The organism is Nocardioides sp. Leaf374 (assembly GCF_916862475.1).
Taxonomy (GTDB): Bacteria; Actinomycetota; Actinomycetes; order Propionibacteriales; family Nocardioidaceae; genus Nocardioides; species Nocardioides kribbensis.
In genome coordinates this window covers 1-22,234 of record NZ_CAKASO010000032.1, presented here as the reverse complement: position 1 = coordinate 22,234, position 22,234 = coordinate 1, and the positions used below count along the sequence as shown (strand labels likewise).

Annotated in this window: 27 protein-coding genes; 20 read left to right on the top strand and 7 right to left on the bottom strand. The window is 73.5% G+C overall.

From position 1 onward, the window contains the following. Positions 1–26: 26 nt before the first annotated feature. The 11 genes from LPA27_RS14065 to LPA27_RS14015 all read left to right on the top strand — a co-directional run bounded on the left by LPA27_RS14065 (position 27) and on the right by LPA27_RS14015 (position 8,669). Complete coding sequence (locus tag LPA27_RS14065; protein WP_056863487.1) at positions 27–1,052, top strand: alpha-ketoacid dehydrogenase subunit beta; 1,026 nt, start codon at positions 27–29, stop codon at positions 1,050–1,052. Next, positions 1,052–2,356, top strand: coding sequence for a dihydrolipoamide acetyltransferase family protein (locus LPA27_RS14060; protein WP_056903439.1), 1,305 nt, complete (start codon positions 1,052–1,054; stop codon positions 2,354–2,356). Before LPA27_RS14065 ends, LPA27_RS14060 begins: the two co-directional genes overlap by 1 nt. Before the next feature lie 203 nt (positions 2,357–2,559). After that, entirely contained in the window at positions 2,560–3,546 is a 987-nt protein-coding gene (locus tag LPA27_RS14055) for a sugar-binding transcriptional regulator (RefSeq protein WP_056863485.1), read from the top strand. A 1-nt stretch (position 3,547) separates the two neighbouring features. Continuing rightward, entirely contained in the window at positions 3,548–3,952 is a 405-nt protein-coding gene (locus LPA27_RS14050) for a transcriptional regulator GutM (protein ID WP_056863484.1), read from the top strand. Positions 3,953–4,104: 152 nt separating this feature from the next. Continuing rightward, positions 4,105–4,731 (top strand): PTS glucitol/sorbitol transporter subunit IIC, encoded by a 627-nt coding sequence (locus LPA27_RS14045; RefSeq protein WP_082500122.1) that lies wholly within the window; start codon positions 4,105–4,107, stop codon positions 4,729–4,731. Further along, positions 4,728–5,324 carry a PTS glucitol/sorbitol transporter subunit IIB gene (locus LPA27_RS14040; protein WP_082500121.1) on the top strand — a complete coding sequence of 199 codons (597 nt, stop codon included), beginning with the start codon at positions 4,728–4,730 and terminating at the stop codon, positions 5,322–5,324. Before LPA27_RS14045 ends, LPA27_RS14040 begins: the two co-directional genes overlap by 4 nt. Positions 5,325–5,356: 32 nt before the next feature. Then, the gene (locus LPA27_RS14035) at positions 5,357–5,728 is read left to right on the top strand and encodes a hypothetical protein (RefSeq protein ID WP_056863483.1); all 372 of its coding nucleotides are present in this window, start codon (positions 5,357–5,359) and stop codon (positions 5,726–5,728) included. Positions 5,729–5,730: 2 nt separating this feature from the next. Beyond that, the gene (locus LPA27_RS14030; protein ID WP_162242360.1) at positions 5,731–6,132 is read left to right on the top strand and encodes a PTS glucitol/sorbitol transporter subunit IIA; all 402 of its coding nucleotides are present in this window, start codon (positions 5,731–5,733) and stop codon (positions 6,130–6,132) included. Continuing rightward, positions 6,129–7,460, top strand: a complete 1,332-nt coding sequence (locus LPA27_RS14025) for an NAD(P)H-dependent oxidoreductase (protein WP_056903437.1) — start codon at positions 6,129–6,131, stop codon at positions 7,458–7,460. The genes LPA27_RS14030 and LPA27_RS14025 overlap by 4 nt, the downstream gene beginning before the upstream one ends. Before the next feature lie 112 nt (positions 7,461–7,572). Then, a complete protein-coding gene (locus LPA27_RS14020; RefSeq protein ID WP_228942833.1) occupies positions 7,573–8,364 on the top strand; it encodes an IspD/TarI family cytidylyltransferase in 792 nt (263 codons plus the stop codon). After that, a complete protein-coding gene (locus tag LPA27_RS14015; protein ID WP_056863480.1) occupies positions 8,361–8,669 on the top strand; it encodes a hypothetical protein in 309 nt (102 codons plus the stop codon). The genes LPA27_RS14020 and LPA27_RS14015 overlap by 4 nt, the downstream gene beginning before the upstream one ends. Positions 8,670–8,690: 21 nt before the next feature. Here LPA27_RS14015 and LPA27_RS14010 read toward each other — a convergent pair whose 3' ends face one another. The 3 genes from LPA27_RS14010 to LPA27_RS14000 form a co-directional block, all read right to left on the bottom strand. Continuing rightward, positions 8,691–9,398: a 2-C-methyl-D-erythritol 4-phosphate cytidylyltransferase gene (locus LPA27_RS14010; RefSeq protein WP_228942832.1), complete on the bottom strand. Its 708-nt coding sequence runs from the start codon at positions 9,396–9,398 to the stop codon at positions 8,691–8,693. A gap of 31 nt (positions 9,399–9,429) precedes the next feature. After that, a complete protein-coding gene (locus LPA27_RS14005) occupies positions 9,430–10,026 on the bottom strand; it encodes a hypothetical protein (RefSeq protein WP_056903435.1) in 597 nt (198 codons plus the stop codon). Positions 10,027–10,144: 118 nt separating this feature from the next. Continuing rightward, positions 10,145–10,630 (bottom strand): CarD family transcriptional regulator, encoded by a 486-nt coding sequence (locus LPA27_RS14000; RefSeq protein WP_056863477.1) that lies wholly within the window; start codon positions 10,628–10,630, stop codon positions 10,145–10,147. 268 nt (positions 10,631–10,898) lie between these two features. Here LPA27_RS14000 and LPA27_RS19285 point away from each other — a divergent pair, with 268 nt between their 5' ends. The 3 genes from LPA27_RS19285 to LPA27_RS13985 all read left to right on the top strand — a co-directional run bounded on the left by LPA27_RS19285 (position 10,899) and on the right by LPA27_RS13985 (position 13,388). Continuing rightward, on the top strand, positions 10,899–11,888 hold the full coding sequence (locus LPA27_RS19285; RefSeq protein ID WP_267477216.1) for a UbiA family prenyltransferase: 990 nt from the start codon (positions 10,899–10,901) through the stop codon (positions 11,886–11,888). Positions 11,889–11,952: 64 nt separating this feature from the next. Then, positions 11,953–12,633 carry a hypothetical protein gene (locus LPA27_RS13990; protein ID WP_056863475.1) on the top strand — a complete coding sequence of 227 codons (681 nt, stop codon included), beginning with the start codon at positions 11,953–11,955 and terminating at the stop codon, positions 12,631–12,633. 2 nt (positions 12,634–12,635) lie between these two features. Further along, complete coding sequence (locus LPA27_RS13985; protein WP_056903432.1) at positions 12,636–13,388, top strand: phosphoglyceromutase; 753 nt, start codon at positions 12,636–12,638, stop codon at positions 13,386–13,388. 28 nt (positions 13,389–13,416) lie between these two features. On the opposite strand, the gene phoU is transcribed toward LPA27_RS13985, so the two are convergent. After that, positions 13,417–14,073, bottom strand: coding sequence for a phosphate signaling complex protein PhoU (phoU, locus tag LPA27_RS13980; RefSeq protein ID WP_056863473.1), 657 nt, complete (start codon positions 14,071–14,073; stop codon positions 13,417–13,419). A 121-nt stretch (positions 14,074–14,194) separates the two neighbouring features. Between phoU and LPA27_RS13975 the strand changes: the two genes are divergently transcribed. The 4 genes from LPA27_RS13975 (at position 14,195) to LPA27_RS13960 (ending at position 18,405) form a co-directional block, all read left to right on the top strand. Then, entirely contained in the window at positions 14,195–15,343 is a 1,149-nt protein-coding gene (locus tag LPA27_RS13975) for a sensor histidine kinase (RefSeq protein ID WP_056903431.1), read from the top strand. Further along, positions 15,340–16,017 (top strand): response regulator transcription factor, encoded by a 678-nt coding sequence (locus LPA27_RS13970; protein ID WP_056863471.1) that lies wholly within the window; start codon positions 15,340–15,342, stop codon positions 16,015–16,017. Before LPA27_RS13975 ends, LPA27_RS13970 begins: the two co-directional genes overlap by 4 nt. A 79-nt stretch (positions 16,018–16,096) precedes the next feature. Continuing rightward, positions 16,097–17,050 (top strand): DMT family transporter, encoded by a 954-nt coding sequence (locus tag LPA27_RS13965; RefSeq protein WP_228942831.1) that lies wholly within the window; start codon positions 16,097–16,099, stop codon positions 17,048–17,050. Continuing rightward, complete coding sequence (locus tag LPA27_RS13960; protein ID WP_228942830.1) at positions 17,047–18,405, top strand: EAL domain-containing protein; 1,359 nt, start codon at positions 17,047–17,049, stop codon at positions 18,403–18,405. The genes LPA27_RS13965 and LPA27_RS13960 overlap by 4 nt, the downstream gene beginning before the upstream one ends. A gap of 10 nt (positions 18,406–18,415) precedes the next feature. On the opposite strand, the gene LPA27_RS13955 is transcribed toward LPA27_RS13960, so the two are convergent. Continuing rightward, positions 18,416–18,931, bottom strand: coding sequence for a YbjN domain-containing protein (locus LPA27_RS13955; protein WP_193666241.1), 516 nt, complete (start codon positions 18,929–18,931; stop codon positions 18,416–18,418). Further along, positions 18,928–20,181 carry a D-inositol-3-phosphate glycosyltransferase gene (gene mshA / locus LPA27_RS13950; RefSeq protein WP_228942853.1) on the bottom strand — a complete coding sequence of 418 codons (1,254 nt, stop codon included), beginning with the start codon at positions 20,179–20,181 and terminating at the stop codon, positions 18,928–18,930. Before mshA ends, LPA27_RS13955 begins: the two co-directional genes overlap by 4 nt. A 204-nt stretch (positions 20,182–20,385) precedes the next feature. Here mshA and LPA27_RS13945 point away from each other — a divergent pair, with 204 nt between their 5' ends. Together LPA27_RS13945 and LPA27_RS13940 are read left to right on the top strand one after the other, a co-directional pair. Continuing rightward, a complete protein-coding gene (locus LPA27_RS13945; protein ID WP_228942829.1) occupies positions 20,386–21,186 on the top strand; it encodes an SDR family NAD(P)-dependent oxidoreductase in 801 nt (266 codons plus the stop codon). A gap of 33 nt (positions 21,187–21,219) precedes the next feature. Continuing rightward, entirely contained in the window at positions 21,220–21,909 is a 690-nt protein-coding gene (locus LPA27_RS13940; protein WP_193666243.1) for an aspartate/glutamate racemase family protein, read from the top strand. Between the two features lie 16 nt (positions 21,910–21,925). Here the strand turns inward: LPA27_RS13940 and LPA27_RS13935 are convergent. Continuing rightward, the coding region (locus LPA27_RS13935; protein WP_324251260.1) for a protealysin inhibitor emfourin at positions 21,926–22,234 on the bottom strand (309 nt) is incomplete at its 5' end.

Here is a 22,234-nt window from a genome sequence, read left to right as displayed (position 1 = left end):
GACCCCACCGCACAGGAGCAACGACCATGACCAGCACCACCCTCGACCCGGGCGCACCGACCGCCGGCGAGCGCGACCTCACCTACTCCGAAGCCGTGCGCGAGGCGATCGGCCAGGCCATGGAGGCCGACGACCGCGTCTTCATGCTCGGCGAGGACATCGGCGTCTACGGCGGAGCCTTCGGCGTGAGCGGCGACCTCTTCCACCGCTTCGGCGGCGAGCGCATCCGCGACACGCCCATCTCCGAGCTCGGCATCGTCGGCGCCGCCGTCGGCGCCGCACTGGCCGGCATGCGTCCGATCGTCGAGATCCAGTTCTCCGACTTCACCAACCAGGCGATGGACCAGATCGTCAACCAGGCCGCCAAGATCCACTTCATGCTCGGGGGCGCGGCGAGCGTGCCGATGGTGCTGCGAGCCCCTCTCGGCTCCGGCACAGGCGCCGCCGCCCAGCACTCCCAGAGCCTCGAGGCGTGGTTCGCGCACGTGCCGGGCCTGAAGGTGGTCATGCCGGCCACCCCCGCCGACGCCAAGGGCCTGCTGCTCTCGGCCATCGACGACCCCAACCCGGTCATCTTCCTCGAGCACAAGCTCCTCTACCGCACGTCGGGGCCGGTCCCCGTCGAGCCGCTCCGCGTCCCGCTCGGACGGACGGCGGTGCACCGCAGGGGCGCCGACCTCACCGTCGTGGCCACCGGCGTGATGGTCTCCCGGGCCCTCGACGCCGCCGCCGTCCTGGCCGACGAGGGCGTGGACGTCTCCGTGCTCGACCCGCGGACCCTCACCCCGCTCGACGACGCCCCGATCCTCGAGGACGTCTCCCGGACCGGGCGCGCCCTGCTCGTGCAGGAGGCGCCGGGCCATGCCGGCTTCACCGCGGAGATCGCCGCCCGCATCACCGAGTCCCCGACGCTCTACCGCCTCCTCGCTCCCGTGCGCCGCCTCAGCGGCCTCGACGCCCCCATCCCCTACGCGCCACAGCTGGAGCGCGCCTCCGTGCCACAGGTCGACGACATCGTCGACGCGGCCCTGACGCTCATGAAGGAGTCCTGATGGCACGACTGGCCATCCGCATGCCCAAGATGTCGATGACCATGACCGAGGGCGAGGTCTCGTCCTGGATGGTCAAGGTCGGCGACGTCGTCGAGACCGGCGATGTCGTGTGCGAGGTCATGACCGACAAGGTCGACATGGAGGTCGAGAGCACCGTCTCCGGCACCCTGGTCGAGATCGTGGTCGAGACCGGCCTGGTCGACGTGGGCGAGCCGATCGCCTGGGTCGAGGGAGAGGATGACGGCGGCGCCTTCGGCGACCTCCTGTCCGAGCCGGACCCGGAGCCCGAGCCGGTCACCCCCTCGACGGACCCCGGCGACCTGGGCGTCCCGGACACCGAGGCCCCCTCGACCACGCTAGCCGCGGAGACCCGGGCCCCGCTCGCCCCGCCCGAGGCGGACCAGGGAGCGTCTGCCGGACCGGCCGCCGCGGTCCCGCGGGCGCGCGCCCTGGCCCGGCAGCACGGCATCGACCTCGGCGCCGTCACCGGCACCGGGCCCGAGGGCCTCGTGCGCGTCGGCGACATCGAGGCCCTCGTCGCCTCGGCGGCGGACTCCCCCGCGGCCCCGACGCCCGCCACGCCCGCCGTGACCGCCGTGACCGCCGGGCCCGCACCCGCGGCCCCCCGGGCGCCGAGCACGACCGACGCGGCCTCTCGGCCGGCCAAGGCCCCGCAGGACCGGCGTACGGCGATCCGGGTCGCCGTGGCCCGCGCGATGGCCCCGAGCGCGGCGGTGCCGCAGTTCACCGTGTGGCGCGAGCTGCGACTCGACGCCGCCGACGCTCGCCGCGGGCGGCTGTCCTGGACCACCGTGCTGCTGCGTGCCTACGCCGCATCGCTGCGCGAGGTGCCCGAGCTGCTCAGCCGGTGGGAGGACGGTCGGCCCGGCCCCTCCACGCCGCCGTCGATCGCGCTGGCCGTGGCCACCGACCGCGGACTGCTGGTCCCGACGTTCACCGAGCCCGACGTCGACACCGCCGCGGATCTCGACGGCGAGATCCGCGCCGTCGTCACCTCCGCCCACGCCGGACGCCTCGACCCGAGCTACATGGGGGTGGCCAACGCCTCGCTCTCCAATCTCGGAGGCATGGGCGTCGACCGCTTCCAGGCACTGCTCACCCCGCCACAGGCGAGCGTGCTCAGCCTCGGCGGCATCGCACAGCGTCCGGTCGCCGTGCCCGGCGGCGTCGGACTGGCCCTGACCCTCCACGCAGGCCTGACGGTCGACCACCGGGTGGCCGACGGGGCGCACGCCGCGCAGCTGCTCGAGAGGATCCAGCACCGGCTCGACGGCGCACTCTGAGACCGCCGCTGGCGCGACCGCCCGACCCGGGCGGTCGCGCCCTCGGTCGCGCCCACGCCCGGATCCCCCCGCCCCGCGGCCCGTTTCCTGCCGACCGCGCCCGACCGTTCCCAAGATGATCACGTTCGACCCTTGACGTGACCCGGCTCACACGCTTACATGATCGAGCACATATGTGATCGACCTTCCGCACAGAGGTGAACATGCCCACTCCCCGCGATCCCGCGATGCTGCTCGCCGCAGCCCGGATGTACTACGTCCAGGGCCGCTCGCAGGCGCAGGTCGCAGACGCCCTGGGCACGAGCCGGTCCAACGTGTCGCGCATGCTCACCGAGGCGCAGAACCAGGGCATCGTCGAGATCCGCATCAACGACCCCGAGGGACGCGTCCACGACCTCGAGGACGAGTTGCGCGACCGGTTCGGTCTGCGTGACGTGCGTGTGGCCCACGCCGGCCTCGTGGCGGGTCTGCGCATCGAGGACCAGGTCGGCACCCAGGCGGCGCGCCTGCTGCTGGACAACCTCAAGGACGCCATGACCGTGGCCCTCTCGTGGGGCCAGGCCCTGCAGGCCATGGTCTACGCGACGACCGCCCAGACCGAGCACCACCGCCTCTCCCTCGTCCAGCTCGTCGGAGGCCTGTCATCGATCAGCAACGAGATCAGCGGGCAGGAGCTGGTCCGCGAGCTCGCCGTGCGTCTCGGTGCCGAGTACCGGTTCCTGCACGCCCCGGCGACCCTCGAGACGCGACGCTCACGCGACGCGCTGCTCGGCGAGTCCTCGATCGCCGACGCGCTCACCGAGGCCGCCCGGGCCGACCTCGCGCTGGTGGGCATCGGCACCCCGACCCACGGGTCGTCGTCGGCGATCCTGGAGTCCCTGAACCTCGCCCCGGCCGAGCTCGACGCCTTCTGGGCCGCGGGCCCGGTCGGTGACGTCGCCGCGCGCTACTACGACGCCGAGGGCCGACCGATCCAGGGCGCGGTCGACGACCGCGTCCTCGGTGTGGACCTGCCCACGCTCCTCGAGATCCCCCACGTCGTGGGCGTCACCTGGGGCCGGGCCAAGATCCCCGGCGTCCTGGGAGCACTGCGCGGCCACCTCATCGACTCGCTCGTCTGCGACGAGACCCTCGCGCGCGGCCTCATCAGTGCCGCACGCACCCGCCCCGACAGCACCGGAGGTGCCTGAGATGCCCGCTTCATGGATCCTCGTCCTCGCCGCCGTCGTCGCCGGTTGGGCCGTGCAGCTGCTGCTCGCCTACAAGCAGTCGATGGCCTTCAACGCCGCCGTGCGGGACCTGCGCCGCTCGGGCACGGTGAGCGTCGGCGCGGCCGGTCGGCGCTACCGCGGCGGCCGCGCCTTCGTCGCGCTCGCCGTCGACGAGCACGGCATCATCCGCGAGGCACTGACGCTGCGCGGCTTCACCACCTTCGCCCGGGCCCGACCGGTGCCCGCGCTGATCGACGCCAGGACCAACCACGTCCTCGGCGACAAGGACTTCCCCACGCTCTCCACACAGCAGCGCGACGCGGCCCGCCAGGCCGTCGAGCTCCTGCGGGCGCGGGACAGGACGGCGGCTCGGGCCACGGCCTAGCAGCACCACTCTCACCGGACCCGGGGTGGAGCCCGGAGCCGGCGAGAGGCACCTCGGTCGAGCGGGCCCACCCGCCGACCACACACACGATGCCGGGCAAGCATCACCGACTGGCCCTCCTGAGGGAGGCCTACTCGACGAGGAGTTCCATCATGCCATTCACCTTCACGGCCGCGGCCCTGCTGCCGCTCGCCGCCGATCCCCAGATCGAGGAGCCGTCCGGCGTCTTCGGCGCGCTGGCCCACGGCGCCGAGTGGTTCATCGGGCTGTTCCAGGCGGGCGGCGAGGTCTTCGTCGGCCTCGTCACCGGCATCCTGCCGACCCTGATCGTCCTGCTGACCGCGGTCAACGCCCTCATCCGCTGGATCGGGCCCGAGCGCATCGACAAGCTCGGCGAGTACGCCGCGCGGCCGGGTGTCCAGTGGTACCCGGTCCGCTACCTGCTGTTCCCCATGCTGTCGGTCTTCTTCCTCACCAACCCCATGTGCTACACGATGGGGCGCTTCCTGCCCGAGCGCTACAAGCCGGCCTTCTACGACTCGGCCGTCAGCTTCGTGCACCCGATCACCGGCATCTTCCCGCACGCCAACGCCGGTGAGCTGTTCGTCTACCTCGGCATCGCCGCCGGCATCACCACCCTGGGGCTCGGCACCAGCGACCTCGCGGTCCGCTACCTGCTGGTCGGCCTCGTGGTGATCCTGATCCGCGGCATCCTGACCGAGCTCATCACCGCCCGGATGCTCTCGCGCCGCGGCACCACCCAGGAGGTCGCGGCATGAGCACCACCACCCCCACCCCGAACAAGGGCGGCTCGGGCAAGAGCGTCGATGCCGTGAACCGCGCCCTGGTCGGTGTCGGCAAGTCCGTCGGCGGAGTCGTCAACACGCTCTACCAGTCGGGTCGCGACACGATCGAGACCGTCATCCGCAACATCCTGCCGTTCATCGCCTTCATCGCGGTGCTGATCGGCATCATCCAGGAGTCAGGACTCGGCGACCTGCTGGCCCACCTCGTGGAGCCGCTGGCCGGCAACCTGCTCGGCCTGCTCGCGATCAGCGTCTTCTGCTCGATCCCGATCCTCTCCCCCGTCCTGGGCCCGGGAGCCGTCATCGCCCAGGTCGTCGGGGTCATCCTCGGCACGCGCATCGGCGAGGGCGACATCCCGCCGCAGTACGCGCTTCCGGCGCTGTTCGCGATCGACCCGCAGGTCGGGTGCGACTTCATCCCCGTCGGTCTCGCCCTCGGCGAGGCGGAGCCGGAGACCGTCGAGGTGGGCGTACCCGCCGTGCTGATCTCACGCCTGGTGACGGGTCCGCTGTCGGTCGTCATCGCCTACTTCGCCAGCTTCGGCCTCTACAGCGCCTCGAGCTGACCCACCACCCCCACCAACACACAAGGACAACCATGAGCGACTACAAGTCCGTCAAGGTCAGCAAGGGCCGGGGAGGATGGGGAGGGCCCCTCACCATCACGCCCACCAGCGAGAAGCCCCTCATCGCCTCCATCACCGGCGGCGGGATCCACCCGGTGGCCCAGCGCATCGCCGAGCTCACCGGCGGCGAGGCCTTCGACGGCTTCAAGAGCTCGGCGCCCTTCGACAAGATCGCGGTCGCCGTCATCGACTGCGGCGGGACGGCGCGGGTCGGGGTCTACCCGATGAAGAAGGTCAAGACGGTCGACATCCACGCCACGAGCCCGGCCGGGCCGCTCGCGCAGTTCATCACCGAGGACCTCTTCGTCTCGGGCGTCAAGACCGAGGACGTGCAGGAGTCATGACGGTGACCAGCCCCGCGACCACGACGGTCTACGAGTCGGTCGTGACCCAGGTCGGCGACCAGGTGGAAGCCTTCCTGGCCCACGGTCTCCTCATCTTCTTCGCCGACGGCTCTCCCGCCGAGCTCCACGACATCTCCGTGCTGCACACGGCGAGCACCGCGGTCGACGGGCCCCGCCCCGGCGACACGGTGCACATCGGCGACACCTCCCTGGAGGTCCTCGCCGTCGGTGACGTCGTCGGCGACAACCTGCTCAACCTGGGTCACCTCGACCTCAAGGCCGACGGACGCAGCCAGGCCAAGCTGCCCGGCGACGTCTGCGTGCGCAAGGGCGACCTGCCCCTGCTCGCGGTCGGCGACACGTTCCGCATCACCCGCACCGCGGGAGAGGAAGGCAGCCCATGAGCTACCGAGACAGGCTCCAGCTCCGCCTGGAGGAGACAGGACGCCCGCTGCGCATCGGCCTCGTCGGCGCGGGTCAGATGGGTCGCGGCTTCGCCGCCCAGCTGCTGCGCATGCCCGGCATCACGCTGTCCGCCGTGGTCGACGTCCAGCACGAGCGTGCGGTGGAAGCCCTCACCCAGGCGGGGATCACCCCCGTCGAGACGCTCGGGCCCGACGACGCGGCCCGAGTGGTCGAGGCCGGCGGCAGCGTCGCTCTCACCCGTCCCGAGGACCTCGGCTCCCTGCCCCTGGACGTCGTGGTCGAGGCCACCGGCGTGCCCGAGGTGGCCGTCAACGTCGCGGTCCAGGCGCTGGCAGCGGGGATCAACGTCGCCACCCTGACGGTGGAGGCCGACGTCACCGTCGGCCGCTACCTGACCCACCTCGCGGGCCAGTCCGGTGCCGTCTACTCTGTGTGCCGGGGCGACGAGCCGGTGGAGACCAAGATCCTGGTCGACTACGCACGCGACCTGAACTTCGAGGTCATCTGCGCCGGCAAGGGCAAGAACAACCCGCTCGACCCGTACGCGACCCCCGAGTCGCTGGCCGAGCGCGCCGGGACGAAGCAGATGAACCCGAAGATGCTCACCAGCTTCGTCGACGGGTCGAAGGCCATGATCGAGATGGCGTCGCTGGCCAACACCACCGGTCTGGGGGTCAGCACCCGCGGCATGCACGGCCCGCCGTCGACCGTGCCGACCCTCCACGAGACGTTCTCCCTCGTCGAGGACGGCGGCGTCCTGGAGAAGGCCGGGGTCGTCGACTACTGCACCGGCCCGGTCGCACCGGGCGTCTTCGTCGTCATCCGCACCGAGGACCCCTACGTCCACCACGAGATGAGCTACCTGCAGATGGGCGACGGGCCCTACTTCGCCCTCTACCGGCCCTACCACCTGGCGAGCATCGAGGCGCCGCTCACCGTCTACGAGATGGTGCTCGACGGGCGTGCCAGCCTCACCACGGAGCACTGGACCGCGGAGGTGGGCGCGCAGACGAAGCGGGCCATGTCGGCCGGTGAGCGGATCGACGGCATCGGCGGCGCGACCGTGCGGGGCATGATCGATCCCGCGGAGGACTTCGCACGGGAGGGACTGGTCCCGCTCGGGGTGCTGTCGGGTGCCGTGCTGACCCGCGACGTCCCTGTCGACCATGTCCTCACCTACGACGACGTGGCCCTCGAGGAGTCCTCGCTCATCGTGCGGATGCGACGCATCCAGGAGGCGATGGACACCCCTGGAGCCGAGGTCCCGGCGCTGGGCGACCTGCAGCGACGGCTCGTCGCGGGCTGAGCAGACCCACCCGGCACGACGTCCGGGCGGATCGGGAGGAGGACGACGTGACCGCTACGCTCCGTGCGTGCGACCACGCCCCTCCCGTCCGCTCGGACGGTCCTCGCAGGACGTGTCCGCTCCCCGTGCCGCCGTCGTCATGCTGGCCGCCGGCGAGGGCCGCCGCTCCGGCTACCAGACCAACAAGGTCCTGCTGCCCCTCGCGGGTCGCCGGGTCTTCACGTGGGCGGTGCGCTGGGCACGTGGGCTGGCGTCGGTGGAGCGCACCGTGATCGTCATCCGCGAAGCCGACCGCGACGACGTCGTCGCCGCCGTGGGTCGCGAGGTCGGCCCCCCCGAGGTCACGATCGTCACCGGCGGCGACAGCCGCCACGCCTCCGAGTGGGAGGCCCTCCAAGCACTCGCGCCCGACATCGAGGCCGGCCGGGTCGACGTCGTCGTCATCCACGACGCCGCGCGTCCCCTCGCCGGCACGGCTCTCTTCGCCTCGGTGGTCGACGCCGCCTGGGAGCACGGCGGAGCACTCCCGGTGCGAGAGCAGGCGCACCTGACCGCTCTCGACTCCGGCAGCGAGCCTCCGGACCGCGTCGTCGCCGTGCAGACGCCGCAGGCCTTCCGAGCCGCTCCCCTGCTCGAGGCCTACCGCCGCGCCCATCGCGACGGCTTCGTCGGCACCGACACCGCCAGCTGCATGGAGCGCTACACCGACCTGCCCGTGCACTGCGTCGAGGGCGACGCACGCAACGTCAAGATCACCTTCCCCGAGGACCTGTTCCTGGCCGAGCGCCTTCTCGCCAAGGCCGGCTACGACCTGTCGGGCACCCACGATCCCGATCCCGCTGCCGCTCCGCCGTCGCGACGCTCGGCGCTGCGCCACCTCTGGCCGGGGGGTGACCACGAGTGAGCGTCGAGCAGGCCTCCCTGCGCTGCGAGAGCTGCGAGGAGCTGACCGTGCACGAGCTGCACTACGCGGGCCGGCTCCTCGACGCGGTGCGGTGCACGCGGTGCGGTCGACACCTGGAGCTCTCGCAGCGGGCCCTCCTCCCGGCGTACGTCGTCGACCTCGAGCAACGCGTGGTCAGCAAGCCGGGCCGGATGCTGCGACGCGCCGGCGACGACCCGCTCGGTTTCCTCCGCCAGCTACCGCGAGCGGTGCTGCGTCAGCCGGTGAAGTTCCTCGGCGAGTTCCGCGAGCTCCTGCGCCGCTGACGGCGGGGCCGGCCGCCCTGGTCAGTGCCGCACGGTGCGGCTGAGCTCGTCGACGCACTCCAGCAGCTCGACGGCGGAGCGGTCGTCGACCCGGCGTGCCAGGGAGGGGCCCTTGACCAGCTCCACGTCGCCCCTCTCCCGCATCCACCTGACCAGGGCCGCGGTGTCGTCGAGCGGCGGGACCGCCCCCTCGCTCAGTGCTCGCCCGACGACCGCGCCGGACACGACCGTCGGCACGATCAGCGCTCCGAGCCGCTCGCGGTCGATGGTGCCGGCGATGCGTCCCTCGTCGACCGTCTTCACCGTGTCGGTGACCGGGCGGAATGTCGCCAGCGAGACCTCAGGGGCGAGCAGCTGCTGGTCCAGCACCGAGCGCAGCAGCTCCGCGGAGGCCAGCGGGCACCGGGCGTCGTGCACCAGGAGGGCCCCCGCAGGGCGGGAGGAGCGCGCGCTCCACCACTCCTGCTGGGTCATGACCTCGACAGCACCGCCGCCCCGGGAGGAGCGGACGACTCCCGACCACCCGGCGGCCACCCGGGCGTGGTCCCCGTCGGACACGAGGAGCGTGACCGGGACCTCGGTGCCGGCGAGGGCCGCGACCAACGAGGTGGCGGCGTGCAGGTAGAGCGGTCGACCGTGGAGTGCCTCGAAGGCGAGGCCGTCGCGTCGGCCCACGACGAGCACCGCCTCGGTCCCCCGTGGGTGCGTCGATCGCGCGGCCGGGCTCATGGGCCCCACGGTAGACGGCCCCCGCGCGACCTCAGCCCTCGGCCGACGCCGGGCGGGTCTCGCGCTCAAGCAGTACGACGTCCTCGCGCGTGGTCACCCGACGGCCCGCGGTCGGCGCCCTGACCCGGACCACCTCGTGGTGGGTCTCCAGCGCCGTCACCAGCGCGTCCAGGTCGCCGTCGTCGACGAGTCCGGAGGGACTGTCGCCGAACGACCCGAGCGCGACCTGCGCCACCACCGCGGCCGGCAGCACCACCGGCGACGCGGCGTCGGGGCGTCCCTCGGAGCCCCCGGTCACGCCGACCACGACGGCGTCGCGCTCGACGGCGGCCCGCACGCAGGCGGCCAGGAACGACGCGGGGGTCATCGGGCACAGCGCGTCGTGGAGCACGAAGGGCTCGCCGGCGTCCGCGACTCCCTCCCAGCCGGTGCCGAGGTCGACGGCGGTGATGCCGGCGTCACCGAGCGCCCAGGAGGCGCAGGCGACCAGCGCCTCGCCGTGGATGAGCGCGTAGGGCAGCGAACCGCGCCCCTGCTCGACGACCGCCCCGAGGGCGGGCTCGGGCTCGACGTCGGGGTCGGGGTCGGGGAGGACGACCGGGACGGCGTCGTGCGGCGCGGTGCTCATGACCGCCCACCGTACGGCGTCCCGGGCCCGGCGTGACGGCTCGCGACGCGACGAGGCCCCCGGGTGGTCCCGGGGGCCTCGTCGGTGGTGCGGGTGACCCGACGCGTCGGGTCGGGGCTCAGGACGCGAGCACCTCGTCGAGGAGGGTCTCGGCCTTGTCCTCGTTGGTGTGCTCGGCCAGGGCCAGCTCGGAGACGAGGATCTGGCGCGCCTTGGCCAGCATCCGCTTCTCGCCGGCCGACAGCCCGCGGTCGCGCTCGCGGCGCCACAGGTCGCGCACGACTTCGGCCACCTTCATGACGTCGCCGCTGTGCAGCTTCTCCAGGTTGGCCTTGTAGCGGCGCGACCAGTTGGTCGGCTCCTCCACGTGGGCCGCCCGCAGCACGTCGAAGACGCGCTCCAGGCCCTCCTTGTCGACGACGTCGCGGACGCCGACCAGGTCGAGGTTGCAGGCCGGCACGCGCACGACCAGGTCTTGCTGGGCCACGATCCGAAGGACGAGGTACTGACGGTCCTCCCCCTTGATCGTCCGCATCTCGATGTCCTCGATGACTGCGGCCCCGTGGTTCGGGTAAACAACCGTTTCGCCGACGGTGAATGTCATATGTCAGGTACCCCTTCCTAGGCCTCTATCTTAACACGACCTGAGAATGTCGACTGACACGTTTGCGCAGGTCAGAGGCCCCTTCAGGGCTTGACAGATATCGAGACGTGTGATGCGGACGACTCCGGGACCCCCGCCGGCACACCCTTCGGGACCCTCGTCCGTGCCGCCGGCGCGCCCGTCGCGAGCCTCCTCGGACCCGGGCGCCGACCGCGACCCGCGGGCTGGTTCTGCGCGGATCCGACCGGCCGTGGCCGATACTCCCCCCATGGCCAGACCGACCCCGTGGCGACGACGCCGCAGCAGCGGCGAGCAGCACGAGACCAGCACCCCGGCTCCCGCCTCCGCGCCCTCGCCCGCTCCGGCACCTGCTCCGGCGCCTGCTCCGGCGCCTGCTCCGGCGCCCGCAGCGTCCCGCGACGTCACGGGTCCCGGGGCGCGAGCCGGCGGCACCCTCACCGCCGCGGCTCCCGCGCCCACCTCGCCGACCCCCGCCTCCCCGACCCCCGCCCCTCCGTCCGACGCCACGGCGCGCCGGGGCGCCCTGACCCGGCTGCGCGACCTCACGCCGCTGCTCCTGCTGCACGCCGCCCACCCGCGCCAGGCGGTGCTCACGGCGGCGCTGATGGGCCTGGCCTCGGCCCTGGCCAACCGACCGACGCGCGAGCTGGGCCTGGTGCTCGCCACCGTCCTGGTGGGGCAGGCCGTCCTCGGCTGGCACAACGACCTGGTCGACCGCGGGCGCGACGCCGCCCACGCCGCGAAGGGCAAGCCGCTCGCCGACGGGCGCCTCGAGCCGGGCACGGCGTGGTTCGCGCTGGCCTGCGGGGTGCTGCTGCTCGTGCCGCTGTCGGTCTCGCACGGCGTCACCGCGGGGTCGGCGTACCTGGTCTCGGTCGCGCTGGGGCTGGTCGGCAACGTCGTCCTGCGCAGCGGCGTGCTGTCGTTCGTGCCCTGGGCGGCGGCCTTCGCCCTCTACCCCGTCTTCCTCTCCTACGGCGGGTGGGACGGCGAGGACGCCGGCTCCGCACCCACCGTGGTCATGGTGGTCCTCGCGGCGCTGCTGGGCGTCGGGGTCCACGTGCTGCGCGCCGTGTGGGGCCTCGTGGCCGACAACGAGGACGGCTGGACCTACCTGCCACTGCGCCTGGGGCTCCGGCTCGGCGCCGCCCGGCTGCTGCTCCTCGTGGGCCTCTACCTCGCTCTCGTGGTCGCCGGGATGGTCGTGGCCGGCACCGCCGTCGGGCTGCGCGCCTGAGCCCCGTCGGCGCCCGCTAGGCTGGCGCCACACACGCGCCACGACGACCTGAGAAGGCCACCTCATGCACCTCCCCCGCAGGCTCACGCTCGCCGTGGGCGCGCTCGCGCTCGTCGCGCCCACGCTGACCTCGTGCGGCTTCAACCTCGGCACCGACCGGCCCTACACGCCGGCCGCAGGCACCAACTTCGTCGACGGCAGCTTCAAGGTGCTCGGGGCCACGGTCGTCTCGGCCGCCCCGGGAGCCGGCACCCTCGTCGTGGGACTCAACAACGACGACCCGCTGGAGCCGATCACGCTCACCGCTGTCGACGCGCGCACCAGCCCCGACGACGCCAGCGAGCTGCCCATCGAGGTGGCCTCGTTCGACCCCGTCGAGATCGCGCCGCTGGGCTTCGTCAACCTCGTCGACGTCGACCCCGCCATCGGCGTCACCGGCGACTTCATCGCCGGCGACGTGCTGCCCATGACCTTCACGCTCGAGAGCGGCGAGACCGTCGACCTGGGCGTGCCGGTCGTCGCGGCCTGCGACGAGTACGAGGGCTTCGACGTCGCCGACACCGGCGAGACCCGCAGCGGGGAGGCCGCCGGGAGCGTCGAGGAGTCCTACGACTGCGAGTTCCCCGAGGCCGTGGTCGAGTACGGCCCCGAGACCGAGCCCCAGGGCGAGGTCGAGGGCCCCGGCGGCAACGAGGGCACCGCCCCCGACGAGCCCGTCGAGACCGAGTCGACCCCCACGGAGTGACGATGACCGACACGACCCACACCCTCGTGCTGCTCCGCCACGGCGAGAGCGAGTGGAACGCCAAGAACCTCTTCACCGGCTGGGTCGACGTCGCCCTCACCGAGAAGGGACGCGCCGAGGCCGCCCGCGGCGGGGAGCTGATCAAGGAGTCGGGCCTGCTGCCCGACGTGGTCCACACCTCCCTGCTGCGCCGCGCCATCAACACCTCGGCCCTCGCGCTCGACGCCGCCGACCGCCACTGGATCCCGGTGAAGCGGTCCTGGCGGCTCAACGAGCGCCACTACGGCGCCCTGCAGGGCAAGGACAAGAAGCAGACCCTCGAGGAGTACGGCGAGGAGCAGTTCATGCTCTGGCGCCGCTCCTTCGACGTGCCTCCGCCGCCGATCGCCGACGACGACCAGTGGTCGCAGGTCGGCGACCCCCGCTACGCCGACCTCGGCGACGCGATGCCTGCCACCGAGTGCCTCAAGGACGTCATCGCCCGGATGCTGCCCTACTGGGAGTCCGACGTGGTGCCCGACCTGCGCTCCGGCAAGGTCGTGCTCGTCGCCGCCCACGGCAACAGCCTGCGCGCGATCGTCAAGCACCTCGACGGCATCTCCGACGACGACATCGCCGGGCTCAACATCCCCACCGGCATGCCGCTCGTCTACCGCCTCGACGACGACCTGCGCCCCACCGTGCCGGGCGGGGAGTACCTCGACCCCGACGCCGCGGCGGCCGCCGCCGCCGCGGTCGCCAACCAGGGCCGCTGAGCGACCCCGACCAGCGGGACCGGCGCCCTCAGGCCTGCAGGGCCCGCGGGTGCTCGCCGGTGACGACGAAGACGATCCGGTTGGCGATCGACACGGCGTGGTCGGCGATGCGCTCGTAGTAGCGACCCAGCAGGGCCACGTCGACCGCGGCCTCGACGCCCTCGGTCCAGTCGTCGGAGAGCAGCTGCGCGAAGCTGCTGCGGCGCAGCTGGTCCATGACCTCGTCGTCGCGGCCCAGCTCGATGGCGGCGGTGACGTCCTGGCTGAGGATGATCTGGCCGACGCGCTTGACCATGTCCTCGGCGACCTCGGCCATGCGGGCGATGGTGGGGTGGATGGCCTGGGGCACGGCGACGTTGGGCACGCGCAGCCGGGCGATCTTGGCGACGTGCACCGACAGGTCGCCCATGCGCTCGAGCTCGCTGACCATGCGCAGCGCGGCGATGACCACGCGCAGGTCGCCGGCGACCGGCGCCTGCAGCGAGAGCAGCGCGAAGGCCTGGTCCTCGACCCGCTCGCGGGCCCGGTCGATCTCGACGTCGGCGCTGATCACCTGCTCGGCGACGGCCGCGTCGCCGCTCAGCAGCGCCTCGGTGGCGAGCCTGACGGCGGTCTCGACGTCGCGGCAGATGCCGGCGAGGTCACCGAGGACGGACTCGAGCTGGTCGTGGAAGGCGTCGCGCATGGAGGCAAACGTAGAGAGCCTAGGTGTCCGGCGTGCGAGGAGGGGTGAACGTGCGGTGAACATCGCGAAGCCGGCCGCTCCGCGGTGAGGGCGGGTCCGGGGCCTGCGTACCATTCCGCACGTGGACCCGACGACGCAGGCCTTCCTGGCCGCGATCATCGGGGCCGTCGTCGCCGGCGGCGCCGTGCTCGCGTGGCACGTCAGCGACCGTCAGCAGTACGCCGCGCGCCCGGTCGAGACGCCCGTGGTGCCGCCCGGGGTGGCCACCGTGCTGTCGGTGCTGCGCAGCAGCGCGGTGGTGGTCGACGACGACGACACCGTGCTCAAGGCGTCGGCCCCGGCCTACGCGCTGGGGCTGGTGCGGGGCACCCGGCTGCTCGCCGACGAGCTGGCCGAGATGGTGCGCCAGGTGCGCCGCGACGGCCAGATCCGCGAGACCGAGATCCTCATGACCCGCGAGGGCGTGCCGGTGCGCAACGTGACCGCACGCGTCGCGCCGCTGGGCTCGCGGCTGGTCCTGGCCCTGGTCGAGGACCGCACCCGGGAGCGGCGCGTCGAGGCCGTGCGACGCGACTTCGTGGCCAACGTCAGCCACGAGCTCAAGACCCCTGTCGGCGCGCTGCGCCTGCTGGCCGAGGCCGTCCACGAGGCCTCCGACGACCCCGAGGCCGTCGAGCGCTTCGCCGACCGCATGCTCACCGAGAGCGACCGGCTCTCCAAGCTGGTGCAGCAGATCATCGAGCTCTCCCGGCTCCAGGCCGACGCCCCGCTCGACGCGCCGGTGGCCGTGGACCTCGACGAGGTCGTGCAGGTCGCGGTCGACACCAGCAAGATCGACGCCGAGGACAAGCGGATCTCGGTGATCGTCCACGGCACCGAGGGCCTCGAGGTCTTCGGCAACGAGGGCCAGGTGATGGCCGCGGTGTCCAACCTCGTGGCCAACGCGGTGTCCTACAGCGAGCCCGACTCCACCGTGCTGGTCACCACCAAGGCCGACGACGGCACGGTGGAGATCTCGGTGGTCGACCAGGGCATCGGCATCCCCGCCGGGGAGCTCGACCGGATCTTCGAGCGGTTCTACCGCGTCGATCCCGCACGACACCGCTCGACGGGCGGCACCGGACTGGGGCTGTCCATCGTCAAGCACGTCGCCGCCACCCACGGCGGCGAGGTCCGGGTCTGGTCGGCGGAGGGTCAGGGCTCGACCTTCACCCTCACGCTGCCCCAGCACCACGCGCACGAACGACAGATGCAGGAGGAGAGCCCGTGACACGGGTACTGGTGGTCGAGGACGAGGAGAGCTACAGCGACGCCCTCGCGTACATGCTGCGCAAGGAGGGCTTCGAGGTGGCCATCGCCGCCGACGGCAACGCCGCGCTCACGGAGTTCGAGCGCAACGGCGCCGACATCGTGCTGCTCGACCTGATGCTCCCGGGGCTCCCGGGCACCGAGGTGTGCCGGCAGATCCGGCAGACCTCCCACGTGCCGGTGATCATGGTGAGCGCCAAGGACGACGAGGTCGACAAGGTCGTCGGGCTGGAGCTCGGGGCGGACGACTACGTCACCAAGCCCTACTCCCCCCGCGAGCTGGTCGCCCGCATCCGGGCCGTGCTGCGCCGCGGCACCGAGCCCGACCTCGCCCCGGCCACTCTCGAGGCCGGACCGGTGCGGATGGACGTGGAGCGCCACGTCGTGACCGTCGACGGCGAGGAGCAGCGGCTGCCGCTCAAGGAGTTCGAGCTGCTGGAGATGTTCCTGCGCAACCCCGGGCGGGTGCTGACCCGCGGTCAGCTGATCGACCGGGTCTGGGGCTCGGACTACGTCGGCGACACCAAGACCCTCGACGTGCACGTGAAGCGGCTGCGGGCCAAGCTCGAGCCCGACCCGGGCGAGCCGAGGTACCTCGTCACCGTGCGGGGCCTGGGCTACAAGCTGGACCTCTGACGCCGCGGTGCGCACGGCCCCGACCGCGCGGTCCGAAACCCGCGCGACCGGGCCGGGCGCACGTCCCTAGGGTGGTCGCGTGACCACCCGTCCCTCGACCTCGGCACCCACCTCCCCGACCTCCGACGCCGTCCCGGCCCCCGCCGCGTGGCTGCCGGTCGCCGCGGTCGGGGTGACCCTGGTGCTGTGGGCCTCGGCCTTCGTGGCGATCCGTCACCTCGGGGCCGACTTCTCCCCCGGCGCCCTGTCGCTGGGGCGGCTGGTGGTGGGCTCGGTCGTCCTGGCGCCCTTCGCGCTGGCCCGGGGCCTGCCGCGGGCGACGCCACGGCAGTGGGTGTCGCTGGTCGTGATCGGGGTGCTGTGGTTCGGCGTCTACAACGTGGCGCTCAACGAGGGCGAGCAGCGGGTCGACGCCGGCACGGCGGCCATGCTCATCCAGGTGTCGCCGGTGCTCATCGCGCTCCTGGCCGCGCTCTTCCTGGACGAGCGGTTCACGCCCTACCTCGGGCTCGGACTGGCCCTGGCCTTCGGCGGCGTCGCCCTCATCGGGCTGTCGACCTCGGAGAGCGGCGAGCGCGACCTGCTCGGGGTCCTCCTCTGCCTGCTGGCCGCGGTCGTCTACGCCGTGAGCCTCGTGCTGCAGAAGCCCCTGGTGGCGCGACTGCCCGCGGTGCACGTGACGTGGCTGGCCTGCACGATCGGGGCGGTCGCCTGCCTGCCCTTCGCGGGCCGGCTGGTCGCCGAGACCGCGGCCGCGCCGGCCTCGTCGGTGGCCTGGGTGGTCTACCTGGGCGCCTTCCCCACGGCCATCGCCTTCACCACCTACGCCTACGCGCTGTCGCGGATGAGCGCGGGCAACCTCGGCGTCACCACCTACCTCGTGCCGCCGATCACCATCGTGCTCGGCCTGCTGCTGCTCGACGAGACCCCGCCGACCATCGCCTACGCCGGCGGCGCGCTGGCCCTCGTCGGCGTCGCGGTGGCCCGGCGCCGGCCACAGCCCCGGGCGCAGCGCACGGTCACGGCCCCGTGACCCGTCGGGTCGGCCGCGCGGGCACCGACGCACTGACCGGGCTGGCCGACCGCGCGCGGCTGGAGCGGCGCGCCCGGCGTCTCCTGACCGGGGAACGGCACGGCGACCCGACCCGCCGGGCCGTCCTGATCGTCGACCTCGACCACTTCAAGCACGTCAACGACACGCTCGGGCACGCCGCCGGCGACGCCGTGCTGGTCGAGGTCGCGGCCCGGCTCGAGCGCGCGGCGCGGCCCGGGGCGCTGGTCGCGCGCCTCGGGGGCGACGAGTTCCTCGTGCTCTCCGCCGCCCTGCCGGCCGGCGACGACGGCTCCTCGCTGGCCGGTGCGGTGCGTCGGTCCCTCGCCCCGCCCGTCCGGGTCGACGGGGTGGGACTGCGGGTCGGCGCCTCGGTCGGCGTCGCCCTCGAGGGCCGTGACGGACACGACCTCGTCGAGCTGATGCGCGTCGCCGACCGGGCGATGTACGCCGACAAGGCCCGCCCGGGCGCGCCTGCGCGTGAGGAGGCCGCCGCGGACCCCACGCTCGGCCCCGACCTGCGCGCGGCCCTCGAGCGCCGCGACGGCTCCGAGGCCCTGGGCCTGCACCACCAGCCGCAGGTCGGGTGGGACGGCACCGTGAACGGCTACGAGGCGCTGCTGCGCTGGAGCCACCCCCGTCGCGGGCTGCTCCTGCCCCGCGACGTCCTGCCGGTGGCGCGGGCCGAGGGCGCCCTCACGGCGCTCACGCTGCACGCCGTGGCCCGGGCCCTCACCGACCACGCGGTGCTGGCGGCCGCCGCCCGGCCCGCCGACCCGCCCACCGGCCTGGCCCCCGACGCACCCACGGTGTCGGTCAACGTCGCGGCACGCGACCTGCTCGTCGACGGCTTCGTCGACGACGTCGCGTCGCTCCTGGCCGCTGCGTCGGCCCCGCCGGGGTGCCTGCTGCTCGAGATCGCCGAGCCGGCGCCCCACCCGCGCCCGGCGGTGCAGGCGCTGTTCGCCGCCCTCGACGCCCTCGGGGTCGGGGTGAGCATCCACGAGTTCGGCGCCGGAGCGGCCTCGCTGGCCCCGCTGGCCGGCTACGCGGGTGTGCGCGAGCTCAAGCTCGACCCGGCCCTGACCCGTGCCGTCGCGACCGACCCGGCCGCGTCGCGGCTCGTGGCCGCCACCGTGGGCGCCGCCCACGCCCTCGACCTCGCCGTCGTGGCCGAGGGGGTGGAGGACCCCGGCGTGGTGCCCCGCCTGCGCGACCTCGGCTGCGACCGGCTCCAGGGCTTCCTGGTGGCTGCGCCGCTGCCGCCCGGCGAGGTCGCCGCGTGGCTGGACCGCTGGCGGACCGGCGGGGGCGCTCAGGCGCTGCTCGGGGCCTAGCCGGCCGGTCTCAGTTCTCCGAGACCGGCTCGTGGTCGCTCTCCAGCCAGCCGCGGAAGGCCTCGAGGTTGGCGGTGGACTCCCCGCGCAGCTTGCGCCACTCCCACTCCTTGCGGATGGAGGAGGCGAAGCCAAGCTCGAGGATGGCGTTGAAGGACTCGTCGGCGTAGGTCAGCACCGAGCCGAGCAGCCGGTCGAGCTCGGTCTCGTCGACCGAGCGCAGCGGGAGACGGCCGTCGAGGTAGATGTCGCCGAGCCGGTCCACGGCGAAGGACACGGCGTACATGCGCAGGTTCTTCTCCAGCAGCCAGCGCCAGACGCGCTCGTGATTCTCGTCGGGGTTGCGGCACACGAAGGCGTGCACCCCCAGGGCGTGGGCGCCGATGTCGAGGCGCACGGGGGTCTGCAGCTTCTTCTCGCCGGGCAGAGAGAAGGAGAAGACGCCCTCGGCCGACTCCTCCACCTCGAGGTCGTTGCTGCTCAGCCAGGCCCGGACGGTCGCGGCGGCCGCGTCGCGTGTGGTCATGACACCGACTCTCGCATGCGGGTGCGCGCGCGCTCGTAGACCGCGAGCACCTGGGCGGCGGTGGCCTCCCACGAGAAGCGGCGTGCCTGGGCCACGGCGCCGGCCTCGAGTCGCGCGTGGAGGGCCTCGTCGCCGACCACCCGGGCCAGCGCGTCGGCCCAGGCCCGCGGGTCGTGCCCGTCGACCAGCAGACCGCTGCGACCGTCGTCGACCACCGTGGTCAGCCCGCCGACCGCCGCGGCGACGACCGGGGTGCCGGCCGCCTGGGCCTCGGCGGCCACCAGCCCGAAGGACTCGTTGTACGACGGCACCGCGACCACCGAGGCGGCGGCGTACCACCGGGCCAGGTCGGCCTGGGCGACCGGCGGCACGAAGCGCACCACGTCGGGGCGGCCGGGCGACCCGACCAGGCCGAGGTCGCGGGCCAGGGTCGCCAGGGCCTCGGGGCGGTCCAGACCGCTGCCCGAGGGCCCGCCGACGACCGGCACCACCAGCCTGTGGCGCAGGGACGGGTCGCGCTGGAGCATCACCGCGACGGCGCGCAGCAGCACGTCGGGAGCCTTGAGCGGCTGGATCCGCCCGGCGAACAGCAGCACGTGGGCGTCGCGGGCCAGGCCGAGGTCGTCGCGGGTGCGGGCGTGGTCGAGGGGGCGGAAGAGATCGAGGTCGACGCCGGGGTGGACGACCTCCACGCGGCCGGGGTCGGCGTCGTAGAGGTTGATCAGCTGCTTGGCCTCGAGGTCGGTGTTGGCGACCAGCATGTCGGCGGCCTCGACCACCTGCTCCTCGCCGATGACGCGGGCGGCGGGCTCGGGGTGGTCGCCGACGGCGAGCGCGTCGTTCTTCACCTTGGCCATGGTGTGCATCGAGTGCACCAGTGGCACGCCCCAGCGGTCGCGGGCCAGGGCGCCGACCTGGCCGGAGAGCCAGTAGTGGGAGTGCACGGCGTCGTAGTGCCCCGAGGGCTGGGCGGCCTCGGCCCGCAGCACCTCGCGGGCGAAGACGCACAGCTGCGCCGGCAGCTCCTCCTTGGTCAGCCCCTCGAAGGGACCGGCGTGGATGTGGCGCACGACGAGGCCGTCGCCGGCCTCGACGACGGGCGGCAGCGTGGACCGCGTGGCGCGGGTGAAGATGTCGACCTCGACGCCGCGCGCGGCCAGGCGGCGGGCCAGCTCGATGACGTAGACGTTCATGCCGCCCGCGTCGCCGGTGCCCGGCTGGTCGAGCGGCGAGGTGTGCAGGCTGATCATGGCCAGCCGGCGGAGCTCTCCCACGCTGCGCCACCCTTCCTCGCGTCGTCGCCGGCGCCCCTGCGCCGACCTGCGGGCTCCCGCGGCGCGCGGAGGCCCACGGACCAGAGTGGTCCACCGGACAAGAACCCTGCGGCCCGCCCGGGGATTCCCGACCCGGCGACCGGGTCGTGGACACCTGGCGCCACGCGGCAGGATGGAGCCATGAGCGCCCCCTCCACCCCCGCGACCTCGCCGACCACCGACCCCGGGTCGGGCCTTGCCGACCGTCCGCTCGCCGTGGTCACCGGCGCCAGCAGCGGGATCGGCGCGGCCACCGCGCGCCAGCTCGCCGCCGCGGGCTACCGCGTGGTCTGCGCGGCCCGGCGCGCCGAGCGGGTCGAGGAGCTCGCCGCTGAGATCGACGGGGTGGCCGCGGTCTGCGACGTCACCGACGAGGCGTCGGTCGCCGGGCTGGCCGAGCTCGTCGGCGGGCGTCTCGACGTGCTGGTCAACAACGCCGGCGGGGCCTTCGGCTCCGCCCCCGTGGCCCAGGCCGACGCCGAGGAGTGGCGCCGGATGTACGAGGTCAACGTCATCGGCCTCATGCAGGTCACCCGCGCCCTGCTGCCGGCCCTGCTGGCCAGTGGCGCGGGGGTGATCCTCAACGTCGGGTCCACCGCCGGGCGGGTGGCCTACGAGGGCGGTGCCGGCTACACCGCCGCCAAGCACGGCACCCAGGTCGTGACCGAGACCCTGCGCCTGGAGCTCTTCGACCAGCCGGTGCGGGTGTGCGAGATCGCCCCCGGCATGGTCCGCACCGACGAGTTCTCCCTGGTCCGCTTCGACGGCGACCGGGAGAAGGCCGACGCGGTGTACGCCGGGGTCTCCGACCCCCTGGTCGCCGACGACGTCGCCGACGCCATCGTGTGGATGGTGACCCGACCGGCGCACGTCAACATCGACCAGCTGGTCATCCGCCCCCGCGCCCAGGCCGCGCAGCACAAGGTCCACCGCATCGGCTGACGCGCTGCTGCACCGGCTGTCACACTGACCCGCATGCAGACCATCGGACTCGTCGGCGGCATGAGCTGGGAGAGCAGCGCGGCCTACTACAAGGCGCTCAACCTGGGCGTGGCCCAGCGCCTGGGCGGCCTGTCCTCGGCCAAGGTCGTGCTCTCCTCCCTCGACTTCGCCGAGCTCACGACGCTGCAGGCCCAGGAGCGCTGGGACGAGGTCGCCGCGGTGCTGGTGGCCGCCGCCCAGGGCCTGGAGCGGGCCGGGGCCGACGTGCTGCTGCTGTGCACCACGACCTTCCACCGCGTCGCCGACGAGGTCGCCGCCGCGGTCGACGTGCCGCTGCTGCACCTCGCCGACGTCGTGGCCGAGGCCTGCCTGGCGCGCAAGGTCTCCGAGGTGGGCTTCCTGGGCACGACCTTCACCATGGAGCGCAGCTTCTTCACCGACCGCCTCGCCGACGACGGGCTGACCGTGCACGTGCCCGCCACCGAGCACCACGCCGAGCTGAACCGGATCATCTACGAGGAGCTCGTCCACGGGCGCGTCGAGGACTCCTCGCGCCGCTTCGTGGTCGACCTGATCTCCCAGCTCTGGGACGCCGGCGCCGGCGGCGTCGTGCTCGGCTGCACCGAGCTGGAGCTGCTCGTGCGCCAGGCCGACTCCGAGCTCCCGGTCTTCCCCAGCACCACGCTGCACGTCGAGGCCGCCCTCGACCGCGCCCTGGGCTGATCCGGCCGGGCGGCCCTCAGGCCGGGTCGCCCGGGGGCCGCAGCACGACCTCCACCAGCCGCGCGAGGTCGGCGCCGAGGGCCTGCTCGGGCACCCGCACGTGCGTGCCGGCCACGTCGACGTCGTAGACGAAGCGGTCGGCGCCGCCCGGCTCCTCCGCGCGCGCGGCGGCCGCCGCGAGGTCGACGCGCTCGAGCAGCGAGCGGGCCTCGGCCGCGCGCGGGTCGTCGTCGGCGTCGAGGTCGAGGTCGGCCTCGGCGCGCAGGCCGGCGAAGCCGCCCGTGCGCCGCACCGTCAGCCGACGGCCCGGGTCGGCGCCGCGACC

What these genes read in the sequence shown, in the direction of transcription:
- LPA27_RS14065 (WP_056863487.1), top strand. Translation starts at nt 27, where the DNA reads ATGACCAGCACCACCCTCGACCCGGGCGCACCGACCGCCGGCGAGCGC.
- LPA27_RS14060 (WP_056903439.1), top strand. Translation starts at nt 1,052, where the DNA reads ATGGCACGACTGGCCATCCGCATGCCCAAGATGTCGATGACCATGACC.
- LPA27_RS14055 (WP_056863485.1), top strand. Translation starts at nt 2,560, where the DNA reads ATGCCCACTCCCCGCGATCCCGCGATGCTGCTCGCCGCAGCCCGGATG.
- LPA27_RS14050 (WP_056863484.1), top strand. Translation starts at nt 3,548, where the DNA reads ATGCCCGCTTCATGGATCCTCGTCCTCGCCGCCGTCGTCGCCGGTTGG.
- LPA27_RS14045 (WP_082500122.1), top strand. Translation starts at nt 4,105, where the DNA reads ATGCCATTCACCTTCACGGCCGCGGCCCTGCTGCCGCTCGCCGCCGAT.
- LPA27_RS14040 (WP_082500121.1), top strand. Translation starts at nt 4,728, where the DNA reads ATGAGCACCACCACCCCCACCCCGAACAAGGGCGGCTCGGGCAAGAGC.
- LPA27_RS14035 (WP_056863483.1), top strand. Translation starts at nt 5,357, where the DNA reads ATGAGCGACTACAAGTCCGTCAAGGTCAGCAAGGGCCGGGGAGGATGG.
- LPA27_RS14025 (WP_056903437.1), top strand. Translation starts at nt 6,129, where the DNA reads ATGAGCTACCGAGACAGGCTCCAGCTCCGCCTGGAGGAGACAGGACGC.
- LPA27_RS14010 (WP_228942832.1), bottom strand. Translation starts at nt 9,398, where the DNA reads ATGAGCCCGGCCGCGCGATCGACGCACCCACGGGGGACCGAGGCGGTG.
- LPA27_RS14005 (WP_056903435.1), bottom strand. Translation starts at nt 10,026, where the DNA reads ATGAGCACCGCGCCGCACGACGCCGTCCCGGTCGTCCTCCCCGACCCC.
- LPA27_RS14000 (WP_056863477.1), bottom strand. Translation starts at nt 10,630, where the DNA reads ATGACATTCACCGTCGGCGAAACGGTTGTTTACCCGAACCACGGGGCC.
- LPA27_RS19285 (WP_267477216.1), top strand. Translation starts at nt 10,899, where the DNA reads ATGGCCAGACCGACCCCGTGGCGACGACGCCGCAGCAGCGGCGAGCAG.
- LPA27_RS13990 (WP_056863475.1), top strand. Translation starts at nt 11,953, where the DNA reads ATGCACCTCCCCCGCAGGCTCACGCTCGCCGTGGGCGCGCTCGCGCTC.
- LPA27_RS13985 (WP_056903432.1), top strand. Translation starts at nt 12,636, where the DNA reads ATGACCGACACGACCCACACCCTCGTGCTGCTCCGCCACGGCGAGAGC.
- phoU (WP_056863473.1), bottom strand. Translation starts at nt 14,073, where the DNA reads ATGCGCGACGCCTTCCACGACCAGCTCGAGTCCGTCCTCGGTGACCTC.
- LPA27_RS13955 (WP_193666241.1), bottom strand. Translation starts at nt 18,931, where the DNA reads ATGACCACACGCGACGCGGCCGCCGCGACCGTCCGGGCCTGGCTGAGC.
- mshA (WP_228942853.1), bottom strand. Translation starts at nt 20,181, where the DNA reads ATGATCAGCCTGCACACCTCGCCGCTCGACCAGCCGGGCACCGGCGAC.
- LPA27_RS13945 (WP_228942829.1), top strand. Translation starts at nt 20,386, where the DNA reads ATGAGCGCCCCCTCCACCCCCGCGACCTCGCCGACCACCGACCCCGGG.
- LPA27_RS13940 (WP_193666243.1), top strand. Translation starts at nt 21,220, where the DNA reads ATGCAGACCATCGGACTCGTCGGCGGCATGAGCTGGGAGAGCAGCGCG.